The following is a 16489-nucleotide window of genomic DNA, read 5'->3' on the forward strand; positions in this document are numbered from 1 at the left end:
CCAGCAGCCTCCGTCCAACCCCATCCCGGAACCCTGCCATGCCCGCCTGGCGTGCCCTGCCGCCCGCCCGCAATATTCACTCCACGCCCGCCCAGGGCCGACAACAGGATCCAACCCGAACGTGAACCCGCATCTCCAGGCGCTCCACCCCTACCCCTTCGAAAAACTCCGCGCCCTTTTCGAAGGCATCACGCCGCCTGCCGGCCTGGCACCGATCCGCCTGTCCATCGGCGAACCCCAGCACGCCACCCCGGATTTCATCCGCCAGTCCCTGGTGGACAACCTCGGCGGCCTGGCCAACTACCCGACTACCCAGGGCTCCGATGCCCTGCGCCAGTCCATCGCCGGCTGGCTGCAGCGCCGCTACGGCCTGCCGTCGGTCAAGGCCGCCACCCAGGTGCTGCCGGTCAACGGCTCGCGGGAGGCACTGTTCGCCTTCGCCCAGTGCATCATCGACAGCAGCCAGCCCGACGCGCTCGTGGTCTGCCCCAATCCCTTCTATCAGATCTACGAAGGTGCAGCCTATCTGGCCGGTGCAAAGCCCTACTTCATCAATAACCAGCCTGGTGACAACTTCGGCTCTAACTTTGCAGCGGTCCCCGAAGCGGACTGGAAGCGGGTCCAGCTGGTGTATGTCTGCTCCCCGGGCAACCCCACCGGACGGGTGCTGTCCCTCGACGAATGGAAGCAGCTCTTCGATCTGTCGGATCGCTACGGCTTCGTGATCGCAGCCGATGAGTGCTACTCCGAGATCTACTTCGACGACGCCAACCTGCCCATCGGCGGCCTGGAGGCGGCCCACCGCCTGGGGCGCAGCGATTTCCGCAACGTGGTAATGTTCTCCAGCCTGTCCAAGCGCTCCAACGTGCCCGGCATGCGCTCCGGCTTCGTCGCCGGTGATGCAGAGATCCTGAAGCGCTTCCTGCTCTACCGCACCTACCATGGCTGCGCCATGAGCCCGTCGGTGCAGGCCGCCTCCGCCGCCGCCTGGGACGACGAGGCCCATGTGGCCGAGAACCGTCGCCAGTACCGGGAGAAATTCGCCGTGGTGACGCCCATCATCTCGGCCCACCTGGATGTCGCCCTGCCGGATGCAGGCTTCTACCTGTGGGCCAATGTCTCCCGCCTCGGCCTGAGCGACACCGAGTTCGCCCGGCGTCTGCAGGCCGAATATAATGTAACAGTGCTGCCGGGCTCCTACCTCGCCCGGGAAGCTCACGGCGTCAATCCCGGCTCGGGTTTCGTCCGCATCGCCCTGGTCGCCGACCTGGCCGAGTGTGTCGAGGCCGCCGGACGCATCGCTGCTTTCGCCCAACAACTTTCGAATAATTCATGACCGTACCCATGCACATCATGCCCCATCACGAGAACCCCTTTGCCGCGCTGATCGAAGACCTCTGGGAGCGTCGTACCGATCTGTCGGCGGCCACCGTCACCGCCGAGCAGCTCGAAGCCATCGAGCACGTGATCGAAGAACTCGACCAGGGCAAGCTCCGGGTCGCCGAGAAGATCGACGGCGAGTGGGTCACCCACCAGTGGATCAAGAAGGCCGTGCTGCTGTACTTCCGCACCCATGACAACAAGGTCATGGAAGGCGGCGACACCCGCTACTTCGACAAGGTCCCGACCAAGTTCGACAACTACGACGCCCACGACTTCGCTGCCGGCGGCTTCCGCGTGGTGCCCAACGCCGTGGCCCGCAAGGGCAGCTTCATCGGCAAGGGCGTGGTCCTGATGCCGTCCTACGTCAACATCGGCGCCTATGTCGGCGAAGGCACCATGGTGGACACCTGGGCCACCGTCGGCTCCTGTGCCCAGATCGGTAAGAACGTGCACCTGTCCGGCGGCGTCGGCATCGGTGGCGTGCTCGAGCCACTGCAGGCCAACCCGACCATCATCGGCGACAACTGCTTCATCGGCGCCCGCTCCGAAGTCGTCGAAGGCGTGATCGTCGAAGACAACTGCGTCATTTCCATGGGCGTGTACATCGGCCAGAGCACCAAGATCTACGACCGGGCCACCGGCGAGGTCATGTACGGCCGCATCCCCGCCGGCTCCGTGGTGGTCAGCGGCAACCTGCCCTCCGCCGATGGCAAGTACAGCCTGTATTGCGCTGTGATCGTCAAGAAGGTGGATGCCCAGACCCGCGCCAAGACCAGCATCAACGAACTGCTGCGCGACTGACCTTTCCCCCCCGGGCCGCCGCACTGCCGCGGCGGCCCGCCGATCCGGGCCGCCCGATGATCATCGACAAGCTCTTTGCCCTGATGGCCGAGAAAAAGGCCTCGGACATCTTCATTACCGTTGGCACCCCGATCCACATCAAGATCGACGGCAACACCCTGCCCATCAACCAGCAGGCCATGGATCCGACAATGATCCATCGCATGGCCTACGAGATGATGACGCCCGAGCAGACCGAGCGCTTCGAGAAGCTCAAGGAGATGAACCTCTCCTTCGGCCGGCGCGACATGGGCAACTTCCGGATCAACATCTTCTGGCAGCGCAACAGCATCGCCATCGTGGTGCGCTACATCCTCGGCGAGATTCCGCGGCTCGACTCCCTTGGCCTGCCACCCATCCTCGGCGACGTCATCATGGAGAAGCGCGGCCTCGTGCTGGTGGTCGGTGCCACCGGCTCCGGCAAGTCCACCACCATCGCCTCGATGCTGGACCACCGCAACGAGAACCGCTCCGGCCACATCCTCACCATCGAGGATCCGATCGAGTACCTGTTCAAGCACAAGATGTCGCTGGTCAACCAGCGGGAGATCGGTGCCGACACGCTCGACTGGCAGAATGCCCTGCGCAACGCCATGCGCCAGGCCCCCGACTGCATCCTGATCGGCGAGATCCGCGACCGGGAGACCATGCAGGCGGCCCTCGCCTACGCCCAGACCGGCCACCTGTGCCTGGCCACCCTGCACGCCAACAACGCTTACCACGCGCTCAACCGGATCTTCAGCTTCTTCCCGATGGACGGGCGCGCCCTGCTGTCCCTCGACCTCGCCGCAACGCTCAAGTGCATCATCTCCCAGCGCCTGGTCAAGCGGCCGGATGGCGGTCGCACGCCGACCGTCGAGATCCTGCTGAACACCCGCCAGGTAGCCGAGCTGATCGAGCGCGGTGAGATCTCCAACATCCGCGAAGCCATGGAGCAGAGCCTGGCCCAGGGCTCTCGCACCTTCGAGCAGGATCTCTTCCGCCTCTACAAGGAAAAGGTCATCAGCCTCGACGAGGCCCTAGCCAACGCCGACTCGCCGACCAATCTATCCTGGCTGATCAACAACGCCCAGTTCAGCAACGGCAACAGCGAAAAAACCAACACCCGCACGCCGTCCACCATCGATTTCGAGCAGACCGATCCGGAGGGAGCCTCCTTCCGCGAATTCACCCTCGAACTCGACGACGACTGACAACACGACCCCGACATGACCGCACCCCAGACTACAGGGAACCCCACCCTGGCCCTCGCCTGTGAACTGATCGCCCGCCCCTCCGTCACGCCGGAGGATGCCGGCTGCCTCGAACTCATCGCTACCCGCCTCGCCCCGCTTGGCTTTGTCTGCGAACGTATCGACGGTGGCGGCGTGGCCAACTTGTGGGCCCGCCGTGGTACGGCCCGCCCCCTCGTGGTGTTTGCCGGCCATACCGACGTTGTCCCCACCGGCCCCGTCGAGTCCTGGCACTCCGATCCCTTCACCCCCGACGTGCGTGACGGGCTGCTCTACGGGCGCGGCGCCGCCGACATGAAGTCGTCCCTGGCCGGCTTCGTCACGGCCATCGAGGCCTTTGTCGCCGCCCACCCGGACCACCCAGGATCCATCGCCCTGCTCCTCACCTCCGACGAGGAAGGCGACGCCACCCACGGCACCACGCTGGTGGTCAATACCCTCAAGGCGCGGGGCGAAACCCTCGACTACTGCATCGTCGGCGAGCCCACATCGGTGGACACCCTGGGCGACATGATCAAGAACGGCCGCCGCGGCAGCCTGTCCGGCAAGCTCACCGTGAAGGGTGTGCAGGGCCATATCGCCTACCCCCACCTGGCGAAGAACCCAATCCATCTGGCAGCCCCCGCCCTGGCCGAACTGGCCGCCGTGAAGTGGGACGAGGGCAACGAGTACTTCCCCCCCACCTCCTGGCAGATGTCCAACATCAAGGCCGGCACCGGTGCCACCAACGTCATTCCCGGCACCCTCGAAGTCCTGTTCAACTTCCGCTTCGCCACGGTGCACACCGCCGACGAACTCAAGGCCAGGGTGCATGCCATCCTGGATGACCATGGCCTCGACTACGACCTGGCCTGGACGCTCGGCGGCAAACCCTTCCTGACCCCCCGTGGCACCCTGGTGGCCGCCATGGAGGCCGCCGTGGGCGACACCTTGGGCCTGAAACCCGAGCTATCCACCACCGGCGGCACCTCGGACGGCCGCTTCATCGCCGAGATCTGCCCGCAGGTCGCCGAGTTCGGGCCCGTTAATGCAACGATCCACAAGCTCAACGAATGCATCGCCGTGGACGCCGTTGCCCCCCTGTCGGACATTTACCGACGCATCCTCGAAAACCTGCTGACCCGATCGGAAACGGCATGACCCACGACGCTCACGACGACCACCTCGACGACGACCATCACGAGCACGAACACGGCCCCCTGGCCGAACTCGTCACCGTTCGCGACTGGATCCGCTACGCCGTGACCCGTTTCAACCGGGCCGGCTGCTTCTACGGCCACGGCCTGCAGGATGCCTACGACGAAGCCGTCTACCTGGTCCTCCACACCCTCGCCCTGCCCCTTGATCGCCTCGACCCCTTCCTCGATGCCTGCATCCCCAGCGACGAGCGCGAAGCCATCTACGAAGTCATTGAGAAGCGTGCGGTCGACCGCCTGCCCGCCGCCTACATCACCGGCGAAGCCTGGCTGGGTGACTTCCGCTTCCAGGTGGATCCACGGGTCATCATTCCCCGCTCCTACTTCGCCGAGCTGCTGCAGGACGGCTTCAGCCCCTGGATCCAGGATCCCGAAGCCGTGAGCCTGGCCATGGACATGTGCACCGGCTCCGGCTGCCTGGCCATCCTGATGGCCCATGCGTTCCCCAACGCCGACATCGTCGCGGTGGACATCTCCGAGGACGCCCTCGAGGTGGCCCGTGCCAACATCGCCGCCTACGGCCTCGAAGACCGCATCACCCTGGTGCTTTCCGATGGCTTCTCGGCGGTTCCCGAACAGGCTTTCGACTTCATCCTGAGCAACCCGCCCTATGTGACTCAGGACGCCATGGACGCCCTGCCCCCCGAATACCTGCACGAACCCGGGCTGGCCCTGGGCTCTGGTGAAGACGGGCTCGACCTGGTGCGCAAGCTGCTCGCCGATGCGCCGCGCTTCCTCAAGCCAGAGGGGCTTCTGGCCGTAGAAGTGGGCCATAACCGTCCCATCATGGAAGAAGCCTTCCCGCAGCTGGCACCGACCTGGCTCTCAGCCCCCAGCGGGGATGACAAAGTATTTTTGCTGAATGCCGGTCAATTGTTGTAAAAGTCACCAAATTTGCTAATTTGATCAAGACTTTTCCAGCCGTGCCGTACTTATGATCTTGCTTGGGGCCAAATCAGAAATTCGGCCCCTCAACTGATAGAAATCGACAAAAACACAAAAGCAAGATCAAGGAGTCTATATGGCGACCGATCGCCCCATCCTCCTCGTGGAGGACAACCCCGACGACGAGGCCCTGACACTCAGGGCCTTCAGCAAAAACAAGATCGCCAACCAGGTCGTGGTGGCCCGGGATGGCGTGGAAGCCCTGGACTACCTGTTCTGCAGCGGGCAATACTCGAACCGGGACAGCCTCATCATGCCCGCCTTCGTGCTGCTCGACCTGAAGCTGCCCCGCATCGACGGGCTTGAGGTGTTGCGCCGCATCCGTGCCGACGAAAGGACTGCGCTACTGCCCGTGGTGGTGCTGACGACCTCGAAGGAGCATCAGGACATCTTCGAGGCCTATCGGTTGGGCGCCAACAGCTATATCCGCAAGCCGGTGGACTTCGAGAGATTCCTGCAGGCGGTGGGGCAGCTGGGACTCTACTGGCTGTCCCTCAATGAACCCTCCGACCCGGGCTCACGCTGAACCGCAGGTGCTACAACAGGCTTTCGATGTCTTCACCCAGAGCGGCGGGTGAAGTCGTCGGGGCATAACGACGCACGGGCCGACCCTCGCGATCGACCAGGAACTTGGTGAAATTCCACTTGATGGCCTGACTGCCCAGCACACCGGGACAGGCTGCCTTCAGGTATTTGAACAACGGATGCGCTTCATCCCCGTTCACGTCCACCTTGTCGGCCATCAGAAAGCCGACACCAAAATTGCGCTGGCAGAAGCGCTCGATCTCCCCTGCCCCGGCCGGCTCCTGGGCCCCGAATTGATTACACGGAAAGCCCACCACGACCAGCCCCCGGTCGGCATAGGCTTCATGCAGCGCCTGCAGGCCCGCGTACTGGGGCGTAAAGCCGCAGTGGCTGGCTGTATTCACGATCAGGATGACCCGCCCCCTGAAATCCTCGAACCGGATCAGGCCACCGGAAAGGCTGCGGGCTTCAAAGCCCGAAACCCCCTCCGCCGGCGGGTCAGGATTCACTCCACTTCCTCGATCCAGGCCTGCTGAATCGCCTCCAGCACGCGCTCTCCGCAATGCTTGGGGTCATCATCAAACTCGGGCAAGGCCATGACCCACTGCATGAGATCAACGAAGTTGATCTTCAGCGGGTCGACGTCCGGATGGGTCTCGGACAACTGGATCGCAATTTCCTGCACCTCGGTCCACTTCATCCCCGTTTACCTTCCTTGACCATGTTGATGGAGTACTTCGGAATCTCGACCGTCAGCGGCGTATCACCGACGATGGCCTGACAGGACAGACGGGAAGTCGGCTCCAGGCCCCAGGCCTTGTCGAGCAGGTCTTCCTCCAGCTCCTCGGCCGCTTCCAGGCTGTTGAAGCCATCCCGCACCACCACATGACAAGTGGTACAGGCGCAGGACTTCTCGCAGGCGTGATCGATCAGGACGTCATTGTTCAGAAGCGCATCGCAGATCGATTGGCCGGGTTCGGCCTCGATGACAGCCCCTTCGGGGCATAGCTCCACGTGGGGGAGCACAATCAGTGTGGTCATTTTGTCTTCTTCAATCCGTCCGGATCAGATCCGGAGGTCTTCTATTTTGTGGCCCGCGAGGGCCCCGCGGATGCTCTTGTCCATGCGCCGGGAGGCGAACTCGTTGGAGGCCCGGTTGAAGCTCTCCAGCTGGATCTTGATGGTGCGCACGTCCTGGCCTGCCGCTGCGTCGCGAAGCGCCGCCATTGCCGAATCGAGGGCCGCTCTCTCGGCTGCATCGAGGAGCCCGCTGTCTGCCAGCAAGGCTCTCTCGGTCGCCTCAAGCACCCTCTCCGCCTCAACCTGCTGCTCCTTGAGCGAGCGGACTTCCATATCGTCGCGGGCATGTTCGAACCCGGATTTCAGCATGTCGGCAATCTCGTGGTCGGCCAGCCCGTAGGAAGGCTTGACCTCGACCCGTGCCTCGACGCCGGTGCCCTGCTCCCGGGCCGACACGGACAACAGACCGTCCGCATCCACCTGGAAAGTTACGCGGATCCGGGCTGCACCCGCCACCATGGGTGGAATGCCGCGCAACTCGAATCGGGCCAGAGAGCGACAGGCGGAAACCAGTTCACGTTCGCCCTGCACTACATGGCAGACCATCGCCGTCTGGCCATCCTTGAAAGTGGTGAAGTCCTGGGCGCGAGCCGTCGGAATGGTCGCATTGCGCGGGATGATCTTCTCGACCAGGCCGCCCATCGTCTCAATGCCGAGCGACAGGGGAATCACGTCGAGGAGCAGCCACTCCTCTTCCGCGGCCCGGTTGCCGGCCAGCACATTGGCCTGCATGGCCGCGCCGATCGCCACCACGGTATCAGGATCAAGGTTGGTGAGCGGCGGCTGGCCAAAGAACTCGCCGACCATCTGCTGGACATGGGGCATGCGCGTGGCACCGCCCACCATGACAACCCCCTTCACGTCAGCAGGCTCAAGGCCCGCATCTCGCAGGGCCTTGCGCACCGGCTTGAGGGTCTTGCTCACCAGGTTGCGGGTGATGTCGACAAACACATCCCGGTGCACCACCAGGTCCACCTCGTCGCCGCTTTCGAGGGTCATCCGGACCGGGACCGACTCATCAAGGGTCAGACGCTCCTTGACCTCGCGGGCCTTGATCAGCAGGCGACGGGAATCCCGGTCGGAAGGCAGCGAGATGCTGGCGTTCTCGAGCATCCAGCAGAACAGGCGATGATCGAAGTCGTCGCCTCCCAGCGACGCATCGCCATTGGTCGCCACCACTTCGAAGACACCGCGCGAAAGACGCAGGATAGAGATGTCGAAAGTCCCGCCACCCAGGTCATACACGGCGTACACGCCTTCCGAGGCATTCTCGAGGCCGTAGGCGATGGCCGCCGCGGTCGGCTCGTTGAGCAGGCGCAGTACATTGAGCCCCGCCAGCCGGGCCGCATCCTTGGTGGCCTGACGCTGGGCGTCATCGAAATAGGCAGGCACCGTAATGACCACGCCCGTCAGTTCGCCCCCGAGGCTGCGCTCTGCCCTGATGCGCAGATCCCGCAGGATTTCAGCCGACACCTCGACGGGACTCTTGACGCCCTGCACCGTACGCAGGCGCACCATGCCTTCGGCGTCGACGAAGTCATAAGGCATCGTCTCCACATGGGAGACATCCTTGAGGCCGCGCCCCATGAAGCGCTTGACCGATGCAATGGTGTTGCGGGGATCGATCGCCAGGGCGGCCTGGGCCTTGCGGCCGACCGCAATGTGCCCATCGGGCAGATAGTGCACGACGGACGGCAGCAGGGTCTTGCCTTCATCGTCCTGCAGGCACTGGGGCACGCCATTGCGCACCGTCGCGACCAGCGAATTGGTGGTCCCCAGGTCGATGCCCACCGCCAGCCGATGCTGGTGCGGTTCGGTGGACATCCCCGGTTCGGAAATTTGCAGCAGGGCCATCAGGATTCCAGCGCCGTCAAGGCGTCGTTGATTTCGTGTTGCAGCTTCTCGAGAAACTTCAGGCGGCGCACCGTATCCGCGGCGACCGCCAGGTCCTTGTGCTCATCCAGCGCCACCGCCAGCCGGGCGATCAGGTCACGGCTGCTGGCACGCAGGCGCTGGGCCAGTTCTTCAAGCGTGTCCTCGTCCGCCGCCTCGCGGGCCTCACCCAGGGCTTCCCGCCATTCCATCTGCTCCATCAGGAAGTCGGGCGACATGGCGGTGTTGGTCTCGAAGGCCGGATCGACGCCCTGCATCTCGAGCAGGTACTGCCCCCGCGCCAGCGGCGTCTTGAGCGTCCGGAAGGCTTCGTTGGCATGGGTCGCCCACTGCATCGACAGGCGCTTGTCCGTGTCGGGCATGTGGGCGAAACGGTCCGGATGGACCCGCGCCTGGATATCCAGGTAAGCCTGCTCCAGACGCGTCATGTCAATGGCGAAACTCACCGGCAAGCCAAAAAGGGCGAAATAGTCCTGCTTCAGATCCAGCATGTCAAACCTTCCGCCCGAATGGCCGGGCTAGCGGAAAACGCGGGGGGAGAAAGATCAGACGGTGAAGCTCTCGCCGCAACCGCACTCACCCTTCACGTTCGGATTATTGAACTTGAACCCTTCGTTGAGCCCCTCGCGGACAAAATCCAGCTCGGTGCCGTCCATGTAGGGCAGGCTCTTGGGGTCGATCAGCACCTTCAGGCCGTGACTTTCGAAGACAACATCGTCAGCCGTGACCTCGTCGGCAAACTCCAGCTTGTAAGCCATGCCGGAGCACCCCGAGGTACGGACGCCGAGACGGATCCCGACGCCCTTGCCGCGCTTGGCGAGGAAGTTGCCGATGTGGTTTGCAGCCTTCTCGGACAGGGTCACTGCCATGATCGTGTTTCCTTTCAGCCGTTGTGCTTCTTTTTATAGTCTTCCACAGCCGCCTTGATGGCGTCCTCGGCCAGGATCGAGCAGTGGATCTTGACCGGCGGCAGGGCCAGTTCCTCGGCGATGGCGGTGTTCTTGATCTCCAGGGCCTGATCGAGGGACTTGCCCTTGACCCACTCGGTGACCAGGGAGCTTGAGGCGATCGCGGAACCGCAGCCATAGGTCTTGAACTTGGCGTCCTCGATGATGCCGTCCTTGCCCACCTTGATCTGCAGCTTCATCACGTCGCCGCAGGCCGGTGCGCCGACCATGCCGGTCCCGACGTCCTCGTCTTCCTTGCCGAAGGCGCCGACGTTGCGGGGGTTTTCGTAGTGGTCCAGGACCTTTTCGCTATATGCCATTTTCGTTCTCCTGTCAGTGCGCAGCCCACTGCACGGTGTTCAGATCGACGCCATCCTTGAACATGTCCCACAGGGGGGACAGCTCGCGGAGCTTGCCGATCTTGCGTCGCAGCAGGTCGATGGTGTAATCGACTTCCTCGACCGTCGTGAAGCGGCCGATGGTGAAACGGATCGAGCTGTGGGCCAGCTCATCGTTGCGGCCCAGGGCACGCAACACGTAGGACGGCTCCAGGCTGGCCGAGGTGCAGGCCGAGCCACTGGACACCGCGATGTCCTTGATTGCCATGATCAGCGACTCGCCTTCGACATAGGCGAAGCTGATGTTGAGGTTGTGCGGAACCCGGTGGGTCACGTCGCCATTGACGAAGGTTTCCTCAATGGTGGTCAGGCCTTCCAGCAGGCGATCACGCAGCGCGCCGACGCGCCGGTTTTCCTCGGCCATCTCGAGGCGGGCCAGGCGGAAGGCCTCGCCCATGCCGACGATCTGGTGGGTGGCCAGCGTGCCGGAACGCAGGCCGCGCTCGTGGCCACCGCCGTGCATCTGGGCCTCCAGGCGCACACGCGGCTTGCGGCGCACATAGAGGGCACCCACGCCCTTCGGGCCGTAGGTCTTGTGGGCGCTGAAGGACATCAGGTCGACCTTCAGCTTGCTCAGGTCGATCTCCACCTTGCCCGTGGCCTGCGCGGCATCCACGTGGAAGATGATGCCCCTCTCGCGGCAGATCTCGCCAATCTCGGCGATCGGCTGGATGACACCGACTTCGTTGTTCACGAACATCACCGAGATCACGGTGGTGTCGGGACGGATCGCCGCCTTGAGCACCTCAAGATCAAGCAGACCATCCTCACGCACATCGAGATAGGTCGCCTCGAAGCCCTGGCGTTCCAGCTCGCGCACGGTGTCGAGCACGGCCTTGTGCTCGGTCTTGAGCGTGATGACGTGCTTGCCCTTGCCGGAGTAGAAGTGGGCCGCGCCCTTGATCGCCAGGTTGTTGGATTCGGTCGCGCCGGAGGTCCAGATGATCTCCTTGGAATCGGCACCGACCAGCGCAGCAACCTCCTCACGTGCATCCTCGACCGCCTTTTCAGCCGTCCAGCCATAGGAATGGCTGCGGGACGCCGGGTTGCCGTACAGCTCGGTGAGGTACGGAATCATCTTCTCGGCCACGCGGGGATCCACCGGCGTGGTAGCCGAGTAATCGAGGTAGATCGGGAACTTGAGCATCTTCATCTTCTCCGTACTGCAAAAAATTGGTGTCATTCCAGGAACTTAGACCGCTATGGCAGTCAGGGTTCGAAGCTTGGCGAGATTCTCGCCGAGTGCTGCCAAAAATCCATCCACGTCCTGCCGCGTATTGCCGGCCCCCAGGCTGACCCGGACCGCGGAGCGCGCCAGCTCCGGCTCCACCCCCATGGCCAACAGGGTATGGGACGGCTCGGGGTTGGCGCTGGAACAGGCCGAGCCGCTGGCCACCGCGTAACCGGCCCGGTCCAGCTTGGCCACCAGGGTTTCCCCGTCGATGCCGGCCAGCCCGAAGAAGCTGGTGTTCGGCAGGCGCGGAGCCGACGCCGAAAAGATCTGCGCGCCCAGTGCCGACAAGCCTTCCTCCAGGTGCAGGCGCAAAGCCTCAAGCCGCCCTGCCCGCTCCGCCAGCCCTACCGCAGCCTGCTCGCAGGCCACGCCGAAGCCGACGATCGCCATGACGTTCTCGGTGCCGGAACGCAGGTTGCGCTCCTGACCTCCACCCGCCACCAGCGGCGCCAGTTCGACCCGCTTGTCCAGCACCAGTGCACCGGCCCCGATGGGCCCGCCAAGCTTGTGCGACGACAGGGTCAGCCCATGCACCGCCAGGCTCCGGAAATCCACCGCAACCTTGCCCAGCGCTTGCACCGCATCGCAGTGCATCCAGCCCCTGGCCACCCTGACTTCTGCAGCCAGGGCCGGAATATCCTGAAGCACACCGGTCTCGTTGTTGGCCAGCATCACCGACACCAGCGCCGGAGCTTCGGCGAGGATCTGCCTGAACGCGTCGATATTGATACGGCCATTTCCATCGACCGGGATCTCCTGCCGCTGCCAGCCACTCCGCTGCAGCTGCCGTGCCGGCTCCCGGACACAGGGATGCTCGATGGCGCTCACCGCCAGGCGGCCTGGCTTGAGCAGGGCCGCAGCCCCCTTGAGAAACAGGTTGTTGGCCTCGGAGCCACCACTGGTGAAGATCACCTCAGTGGGATGGGCATTCACCGCTGCCGCCACCCGGGCACGCGCCTCATCGATGGCCTGGCGTGCCGACCGCCCGTACTCGTGCCGGCTGGAAGCGTTGCCGAAACGTTCGCCGAACCAGGGCAACATCGCCTCACGCACGGCCTCGCTGAGCGGCGTGGTGGCGTTGTGATCGAGATAGACCGGCGCGAACACCCTAGGGCTCCAGAACCTCAGGCAGTCAGCGACAGCTTGCTGCCGCTGCGACAGGCCGTTCCACTGCGCTCGTCATGCAACACCGACACCGAGGCCGCCTTCTGGCGCTGCTGCTCGACCAGGCTGGCCAGGGTGACCGAATGGAGGTACTCGTACATCCGGCGATTGAGGTTGGTCCACAGCTCGTGGGTCATGCAGCGGTGCTCGTCCTGACAGTTCTCCTTGCCACCGCAAGACGTGGCGTCCAGCGGCTCATCCACCGCGGCGATGATGTCGGCCACGGTGATCGCATCCATTTCACGGGCCAGGGCATAACCGCCGCCGGGACCGCGCACGCTGCTCACCAGCTCAAAACGGCGAAGCTTGCCAAACAGCTGCTCGAGGTAAGACAGGGAGATCTTCTGACGATCCGCGATTCCAGCCAGCGTCACCGGTCCGTCGGCACAGCGCAGCGCAAGATCAATCATTGCCGTGACAGCAAAACGACCTTTGGTGGTGAGTCTCATGGCGGCTCCCGGGGCTGGTAAGGGAATAGTTGAATATTTCAGTCAACAATACCAAACCCGACAAAATCAATCAACTATTTTGCCGCCCGCCCTGGCGCTCAATCCACCATGCGGCCGAGGCTCTGCGGGTCGAAGGCATCCTCAGCCTTCGACGCCCCCTCCACCGCGATTCCGGCCGCCTCGAGACGCTCGAGCAGCACATGGATGCGGCGGTCGGTATCCACGGCATGATCGAGCAGGCCATGCAGGGCCTTGGACACGGGATCGTCCATGTCACGCGTCACCCCATAGGCGGTGAAGCCCATCTGCTCGGCCTTTGCCTCCCGCGCACGACTCGCTTCGTCACGCCCCGCCTCGATGACCCGCGCCGGATTGCCGACCGCCGTGGCGCCTGCAGGCACGGGCTTGACCACGACCGCATTGGAGCCGACCTTGGCGCCATCTCCCACCTCAAAGCCGCCAAGCACCTTGGCACCGGCCCCGATCACCACCCCCTTGCCCAGCGTCGGATGGCGCTTGGTCCCGCGATACAGGGACGTTCCGCCCAGCGTGACGCCCTGGTAGATGGTGCAATCATCCCCCACCACGGCGGTCTCGCCGATCACCACCCCCATGCCGTGGTCGATGAACACCCGACGCCCTATCGTGGCGCCGGGGTGAATCTCGATGCCCGTCAGCATGCGCCCCACGTGGCTGGTGAAGCGCCCCAGCCAGCGAAAGCCGCGCACCCAGGCCGCATGGGCAAGGCGGTGCCACCACAGGGCGTGCATGCCCGGATAACAGGTGAGGACTTCCCACCGGGAGCGTGCCGCCGGGTCCCGTTCAAGAACGTTGGCCAGGTCTTCACGCAGACGACTGAACATGAAATAACTCCAGGAAAGAGGCTTTTCGTTACAACGGGAGAAAAACGCCCCGGACCACAGCCTCAACACTTTGGGAAGAAAAATTCCCGACTATTTTAGTCTACTTCTTTTCAAAGGCCGTCAACATGCCGCGCAGTATGTTGATTTCGTCCTTCTCCAGACGGATCCGCCCATACAGACGGCGCAGACGCGGCCACAGGCGCTTGGAGTTGCTTGGATGAAAGAAGCCGCTGGCGGTGATGGCCCGATCCAGATGGGTATAGAAGCCCTCCACCTCCTCGAACGTCGCAGGCTCGAACTCGACCCCTGGCGTCTTGCCGGGGTCGAGGGCCGCCATCCTCAATTCGTAGGCCATCACCTGCACAGCGGCTCCGAGATTGAGCGACGAGTAGGCCTCGCTGACAGGAATCTTGACCGGCATATGGCACAGGGTGACCTCCTCATTGGAGAGGCCGACCGTCTCGTTGCCGAACACCAGCGCCACATCGCCGCGCCCGGCAACCGACACCAGCTCGCCAGCGGCCTCCCGCGCCCACTTCATGGGCACGGCCAGCTCACGCTTGCGGGCAGTCATGGCAGCCGCAAAGACAGTCCCTTCAAGCGCCTCGGCGAGGGTCTCAACAACCCGCGCATTCTCGAGGATGTCATCGGCGCCCGCCGCCCTCGCGCTGGCCACGGGATCGGGGAAGGACTGCGGGGAAACGAGTACCAGATGCTTCAGGCCCATGGTTTTCATGGCCCTGGCCGCTGCGCCGATGTTACCGGGGTGACTGGTACGGGAAAGAACGACACGCACGCGCTCAAGCGCGCCATCGATGTTCATATTAAAATATCGGGTTTTCCGAATTAGAGTCGACCGGTGGGCAATTGTGCCCGGGCCGGCAGACCTTGCCAGACACCCATGCATCCCACTCTGAACATTGCTGTCAAGGCCGCGCGCCGCGCCGCCACCGTCATCAACCGGGCCTCCCTCGACCTGGATCAAATCCGCGTCGAGGTCAAAAGCCCCAATGATTTTGTCTCGGATGTCGATCGGGCCGCTGAAGATGCGATCATCCAGGTGCTCCGTGAAGCCTATCCGAGCCACAGCATTTTAGCAGAAGAGTCCGGCGAGACCGGCCCGGAGGCCGAGACCGAGTACCAGTGGATCATCGACCCCCTGGACGGAACCACCAACTTCCTGCACGGCTTTCCCCAGTACGCCATCTCCATCGCCCTGGCCCGCCGCGGCGTGGTTGAGCAGGCGGTGGTCTACGATCCGAACCGCAACGAGATGTTCACCGCCTCCAAGGGCGGCGGCGCCTTCCTCAACGACAGGCGCATCCGCGTCTCCAAGCGCCTCAAGCTGCAGGATGCGCTGGTTGGCACAGGCTTCCCCTATCGCCAGTTCAAGAACGTGGACACCTACCTGGCCATCTTCAAGGAGCTCACCCAGAAGACCGCTGGCCTGCGCCGCCCGGGCGCCGCCTCCCTCGACCTGGCCTATGTGGCCGCCGGCCGCTTGGACGCCTTCTGGGAATTCGGCCTGTCCCCGTGGGACATGGCTGCCGGCAGCCTGCTCATCAGCGAAGCGGGCGGTCTGGTCAGCGACCTGGCGGGCGAATCCACCTACCTGACCTCGGGCAACGTGGTTGCCGGCACCCCCAAGGTCTTCCCCCAGCTGCTGCAACTCATCCAGGGCCACTGCGGCGACAAGCTGCCGGCCTGACGACGTGCGCCATCTGCTGATCCGGATCATGGCCGCCTGCCTGGCCCTGGCCAGCGCATCAGCCTGGGCGGGCACCGTACTGGTCTGGGGAGACAGCCTGTCCGCCGGCTACGGGCTACGCCCGGAGCAGGCCTGGCCCTCCCTCCTCGCCAAGCGCCTGGAAGGCGGCAAGCCCTCGTACAAGGTGGTCAATGCCAGCATCAGCGGCGAGACCACCGCAGGCGGGCTGAGCCGGCTGCCCGCAGCCCTGCGGACCCACAAACCGTCGGTCGTGGTGATCGAACTGGGAGCCAATGACGGCCTGCGCGGCCTGCCGCCAAAGGCCATGGCCGCCAATCTGCAGTCCATGATCGACACCATCGGCAAGAGTGGAGCACGGGTATTGCTGGTAGGCATGCGCATGCCTCCCAACTACGGCCCGGCCTACACAGCTTCATTCGAGGCCGCCTACCGGGATCTCGCAAAGTCCAACAAGATCCGCCTGGTGCCCTTCATGATGGAAGGCTTTGCCGACCAGCGCGGAATGTTCCAACAGGACGGCATCCACCCTGTGGCTGACGCCCAGCCCCTCATCCTAGACACCATCTGGCGGGAACTCGCCCCCCTGCTGCGCTGACACCTGCTTCCGCAGG

Annotated in this window: 20 protein-coding genes; 8 read left to right on the top strand and 12 right to left on the bottom strand. The window is 64.0% G+C overall.

Going from position 1 to position 16489, the window contains the following annotated elements; genetic code table 11:
* The first annotated feature begins 121 nt into the window (after positions 1 to 121).
* The 6 genes from dapC to HHL15_RS06495 all read left to right on the top strand — a co-directional run bounded on the left by dapC (position 122) and on the right by HHL15_RS06495 (position 6122).
* Complete coding sequence (gene dapC, locus HHL15_RS06470; RefSeq protein WP_169145024.1) at positions 122 to 1336, top strand: succinyldiaminopimelate transaminase; 1215 nt, start codon at positions 122 to 124, stop codon at positions 1334 to 1336.
* Positions 1333 to 2184, top strand: coding sequence for a 2,3,4,5-tetrahydropyridine-2,6-dicarboxylate N-succinyltransferase (gene dapD, locus HHL15_RS06475; protein WP_235943265.1), 852 nt, complete (start codon positions 1333 to 1335; stop codon positions 2182 to 2184). The genes dapC and dapD overlap by 4 nt, the downstream gene beginning before the upstream one ends.
* A gap of 56 nt (positions 2185 to 2240) precedes the next feature.
* Entirely contained in the window at positions 2241 to 3416 is a 1176-nt protein-coding gene (locus HHL15_RS06480; protein ID WP_169145025.1) for a PilT/PilU family type 4a pilus ATPase, read from the top strand.
* A gap of 15 nt (positions 3417 to 3431) precedes the next feature.
* On the top strand, positions 3432 to 4595 hold the full coding sequence (dapE, locus tag HHL15_RS06485) for a succinyl-diaminopimelate desuccinylase (protein WP_169145026.1): 1164 nt from the start codon (positions 3432 to 3434) through the stop codon (positions 4593 to 4595).
* Positions 4592 to 5533 carry a 50S ribosomal protein L3 N(5)-glutamine methyltransferase gene (gene prmB, locus HHL15_RS06490; RefSeq protein WP_169145027.1) on the top strand — a complete coding sequence of 314 codons (942 nt, stop codon included), beginning with the start codon at positions 4592 to 4594 and terminating at the stop codon, positions 5531 to 5533. The genes dapE and prmB overlap by 4 nt, the downstream gene beginning before the upstream one ends.
* 139 nt (positions 5534 to 5672) lie before the next feature.
* Positions 5673 to 6122: a response regulator gene (locus HHL15_RS06495; RefSeq protein ID WP_169145028.1), complete on the top strand. Its 450-nt coding sequence runs from the start codon at positions 5673 to 5675 to the stop codon at positions 6120 to 6122.
* Between the two features lie 10 nt (positions 6123 to 6132).
* On the opposite strand, the gene HHL15_RS06500 is transcribed toward HHL15_RS06495, so the two are convergent.
* The 12 genes from HHL15_RS06500 to HHL15_RS06555 all read right to left on the bottom strand — a co-directional run bounded on the left by HHL15_RS06500 (position 6133) and on the right by HHL15_RS06555 (position 14972).
* On the bottom strand, positions 6133 to 6630 hold the full coding sequence (locus HHL15_RS06500; protein ID WP_169145029.1) for a glutathione peroxidase: 498 nt from the start codon (positions 6628 to 6630) through the stop codon (positions 6133 to 6135).
* The gene (iscX, locus tag HHL15_RS06505; RefSeq protein ID WP_169145030.1) at positions 6627 to 6821 is read right to left on the bottom strand and encodes a Fe-S cluster assembly protein IscX; all 195 of its coding nucleotides are present in this window, start codon (positions 6819 to 6821) and stop codon (positions 6627 to 6629) included. The genes HHL15_RS06500 and iscX overlap by 4 nt, the downstream gene beginning before the upstream one ends.
* Positions 6818 to 7162, bottom strand: a complete 345-nt coding sequence (fdx, locus tag HHL15_RS06510) for an ISC system 2Fe-2S type ferredoxin (RefSeq protein WP_169145031.1) — start codon at positions 7160 to 7162, stop codon at positions 6818 to 6820. Before fdx ends, iscX begins: the two co-directional genes overlap by 4 nt.
* Before the next feature lie 24 nt (positions 7163 to 7186).
* Positions 7187 to 9055, bottom strand: coding sequence for a Fe-S protein assembly chaperone HscA (hscA, locus tag HHL15_RS06515; protein ID WP_169145032.1), 1869 nt, complete (start codon positions 9053 to 9055; stop codon positions 7187 to 7189).
* On the bottom strand, positions 9055 to 9585 hold the full coding sequence (hscB, locus tag HHL15_RS06520) for a Fe-S protein assembly co-chaperone HscB (protein ID WP_169145033.1): 531 nt from the start codon (positions 9583 to 9585) through the stop codon (positions 9055 to 9057). Before hscB ends, hscA begins: the two co-directional genes overlap by 1 nt.
* Positions 9586 to 9639: 54 nt before the next feature.
* Complete coding sequence (gene iscA, locus HHL15_RS06525; RefSeq protein WP_169145034.1) at positions 9640 to 9963, bottom strand: iron-sulfur cluster assembly protein IscA; 324 nt, start codon at positions 9961 to 9963, stop codon at positions 9640 to 9642.
* A 14-nt stretch (positions 9964 to 9977) separates the two neighbouring features.
* Positions 9978 to 10361, bottom strand: coding sequence for a Fe-S cluster assembly scaffold IscU (iscU, locus tag HHL15_RS06530; RefSeq protein ID WP_169145035.1), 384 nt, complete (start codon positions 10359 to 10361; stop codon positions 9978 to 9980).
* A gap of 13 nt (positions 10362 to 10374) precedes the next feature.
* The gene (locus HHL15_RS06535) at positions 10375 to 11586 is read right to left on the bottom strand and encodes an IscS subfamily cysteine desulfurase (protein WP_169145264.1); all 1212 of its coding nucleotides are present in this window, start codon (positions 11584 to 11586) and stop codon (positions 10375 to 10377) included.
* A gap of 45 nt (positions 11587 to 11631) precedes the next feature.
* Positions 11632 to 12780, bottom strand: a complete 1149-nt coding sequence (locus HHL15_RS06540; protein WP_169145036.1) for a cysteine desulfurase family protein — start codon at positions 12778 to 12780, stop codon at positions 11632 to 11634.
* Between the two features lie 17 nt (positions 12781 to 12797).
* Positions 12798 to 13286 (bottom strand): Fe-S cluster assembly transcriptional regulator IscR, encoded by a 489-nt coding sequence (iscR, locus tag HHL15_RS06545; protein ID WP_169145037.1) that lies wholly within the window; start codon positions 13284 to 13286, stop codon positions 12798 to 12800.
* A 98-nt stretch (positions 13287 to 13384) separates the two neighbouring features.
* On the bottom strand, positions 13385 to 14149 hold the full coding sequence (gene cysE / locus HHL15_RS06550) for a serine O-acetyltransferase (RefSeq protein WP_169145038.1): 765 nt from the start codon (positions 14147 to 14149) through the stop codon (positions 13385 to 13387).
* Between the two features lie 100 nt (positions 14150 to 14249).
* Complete coding sequence (locus tag HHL15_RS06555; RefSeq protein ID WP_169145039.1) at positions 14250 to 14972, bottom strand: RNA methyltransferase; 723 nt, start codon at positions 14970 to 14972, stop codon at positions 14250 to 14252.
* 78 nt (positions 14973 to 15050) lie between these two features.
* On the opposite strand from HHL15_RS06555, the gene HHL15_RS06560 reads away from it, so the two are divergent.
* Complete coding sequence (locus HHL15_RS06560; RefSeq protein ID WP_169145040.1) at positions 15051 to 15857, top strand: inositol monophosphatase family protein; 807 nt, start codon at positions 15051 to 15053, stop codon at positions 15855 to 15857.
* Positions 15858 to 15861: 4 nt separating this feature from the next.
* Positions 15862 to 16473: an arylesterase gene (locus HHL15_RS06565; protein WP_328824998.1), complete on the top strand. Its 612-nt coding sequence runs from the start codon at positions 15862 to 15864 to the stop codon at positions 16471 to 16473.
* The last annotated feature ends 16 nt before the right edge of the window (positions 16474 to 16489 follow it).

Source organism: Zoogloea dura (genome assembly GCF_012927165.1).
In the GTDB taxonomy this organism is placed as follows: Bacteria; Pseudomonadota; Gammaproteobacteria; order Burkholderiales; family Rhodocyclaceae; genus Zoogloea; species Zoogloea dura.

Excerpts from the sequence above, each read along its gene's own strand:
- HHL15_RS06535 (WP_169145264.1), bottom strand. The coding sequence starts at position 11,586 with ATGCTCAAGTTCCCGATCTACCTCGATTACTCGGCTACCACGCCGGTG.
- HHL15_RS06495 (WP_169145028.1), top strand. The coding sequence starts at position 5,673 with ATGGCGACCGATCGCCCCATCCTCCTCGTGGAGGACAACCCCGACGAC.
- HHL15_RS06560 (WP_169145040.1), top strand. The coding sequence starts at position 15,051 with ATGCATCCCACTCTGAACATTGCTGTCAAGGCCGCGCGCCGCGCCGCC.
- hscA (WP_169145032.1), bottom strand. The coding sequence starts at position 9,055 with ATGGCCCTGCTGCAAATTTCCGAACCGGGGATGTCCACCGAACCGCAC.
- prmB (WP_169145027.1), top strand. The coding sequence starts at position 4,592 with ATGACCCACGACGCTCACGACGACCACCTCGACGACGACCATCACGAG.
- iscR (WP_169145037.1), bottom strand. The coding sequence starts at position 13,286 with ATGAGACTCACCACCAAAGGTCGTTTTGCTGTCACGGCAATGATTGAT.
- dapD (WP_235943265.1), top strand. The coding sequence starts at position 1,333 with ATGACCGTACCCATGCACATCATGCCCCATCACGAGAACCCCTTTGCC.
- hscB (WP_169145033.1), bottom strand. The coding sequence starts at position 9,585 with ATGCTGGATCTGAAGCAGGACTATTTCGCCCTTTTTGGCTTGCCGGTG.
- fdx (WP_169145031.1), bottom strand. The coding sequence starts at position 7,162 with ATGACCACACTGATTGTGCTCCCCCACGTGGAGCTATGCCCCGAAGGG.
- iscU (WP_169145035.1), bottom strand. The coding sequence starts at position 10,361 with ATGGCATATAGCGAAAAGGTCCTGGACCACTACGAAAACCCCCGCAAC.
- HHL15_RS06480 (WP_169145025.1), top strand. The coding sequence starts at position 2,241 with ATGATCATCGACAAGCTCTTTGCCCTGATGGCCGAGAAAAAGGCCTCG.
- iscA (WP_169145034.1), bottom strand. The coding sequence starts at position 9,963 with ATGGCAGTGACCCTGTCCGAGAAGGCTGCAAACCACATCGGCAACTTC.
- HHL15_RS06555 (WP_169145039.1), bottom strand. The coding sequence starts at position 14,972 with ATGAACATCGATGGCGCGCTTGAGCGCGTGCGTGTCGTTCTTTCCCGT.
- iscX (WP_169145030.1), bottom strand. The coding sequence starts at position 6,821 with ATGAAGTGGACCGAGGTGCAGGAAATTGCGATCCAGTTGTCCGAGACC.
- cysE (WP_169145038.1), bottom strand. The coding sequence starts at position 14,149 with ATGTTCAGTCGTCTGCGTGAAGACCTGGCCAACGTTCTTGAACGGGAC.
- dapE (WP_169145026.1), top strand. The coding sequence starts at position 3,432 with ATGACCGCACCCCAGACTACAGGGAACCCCACCCTGGCCCTCGCCTGT.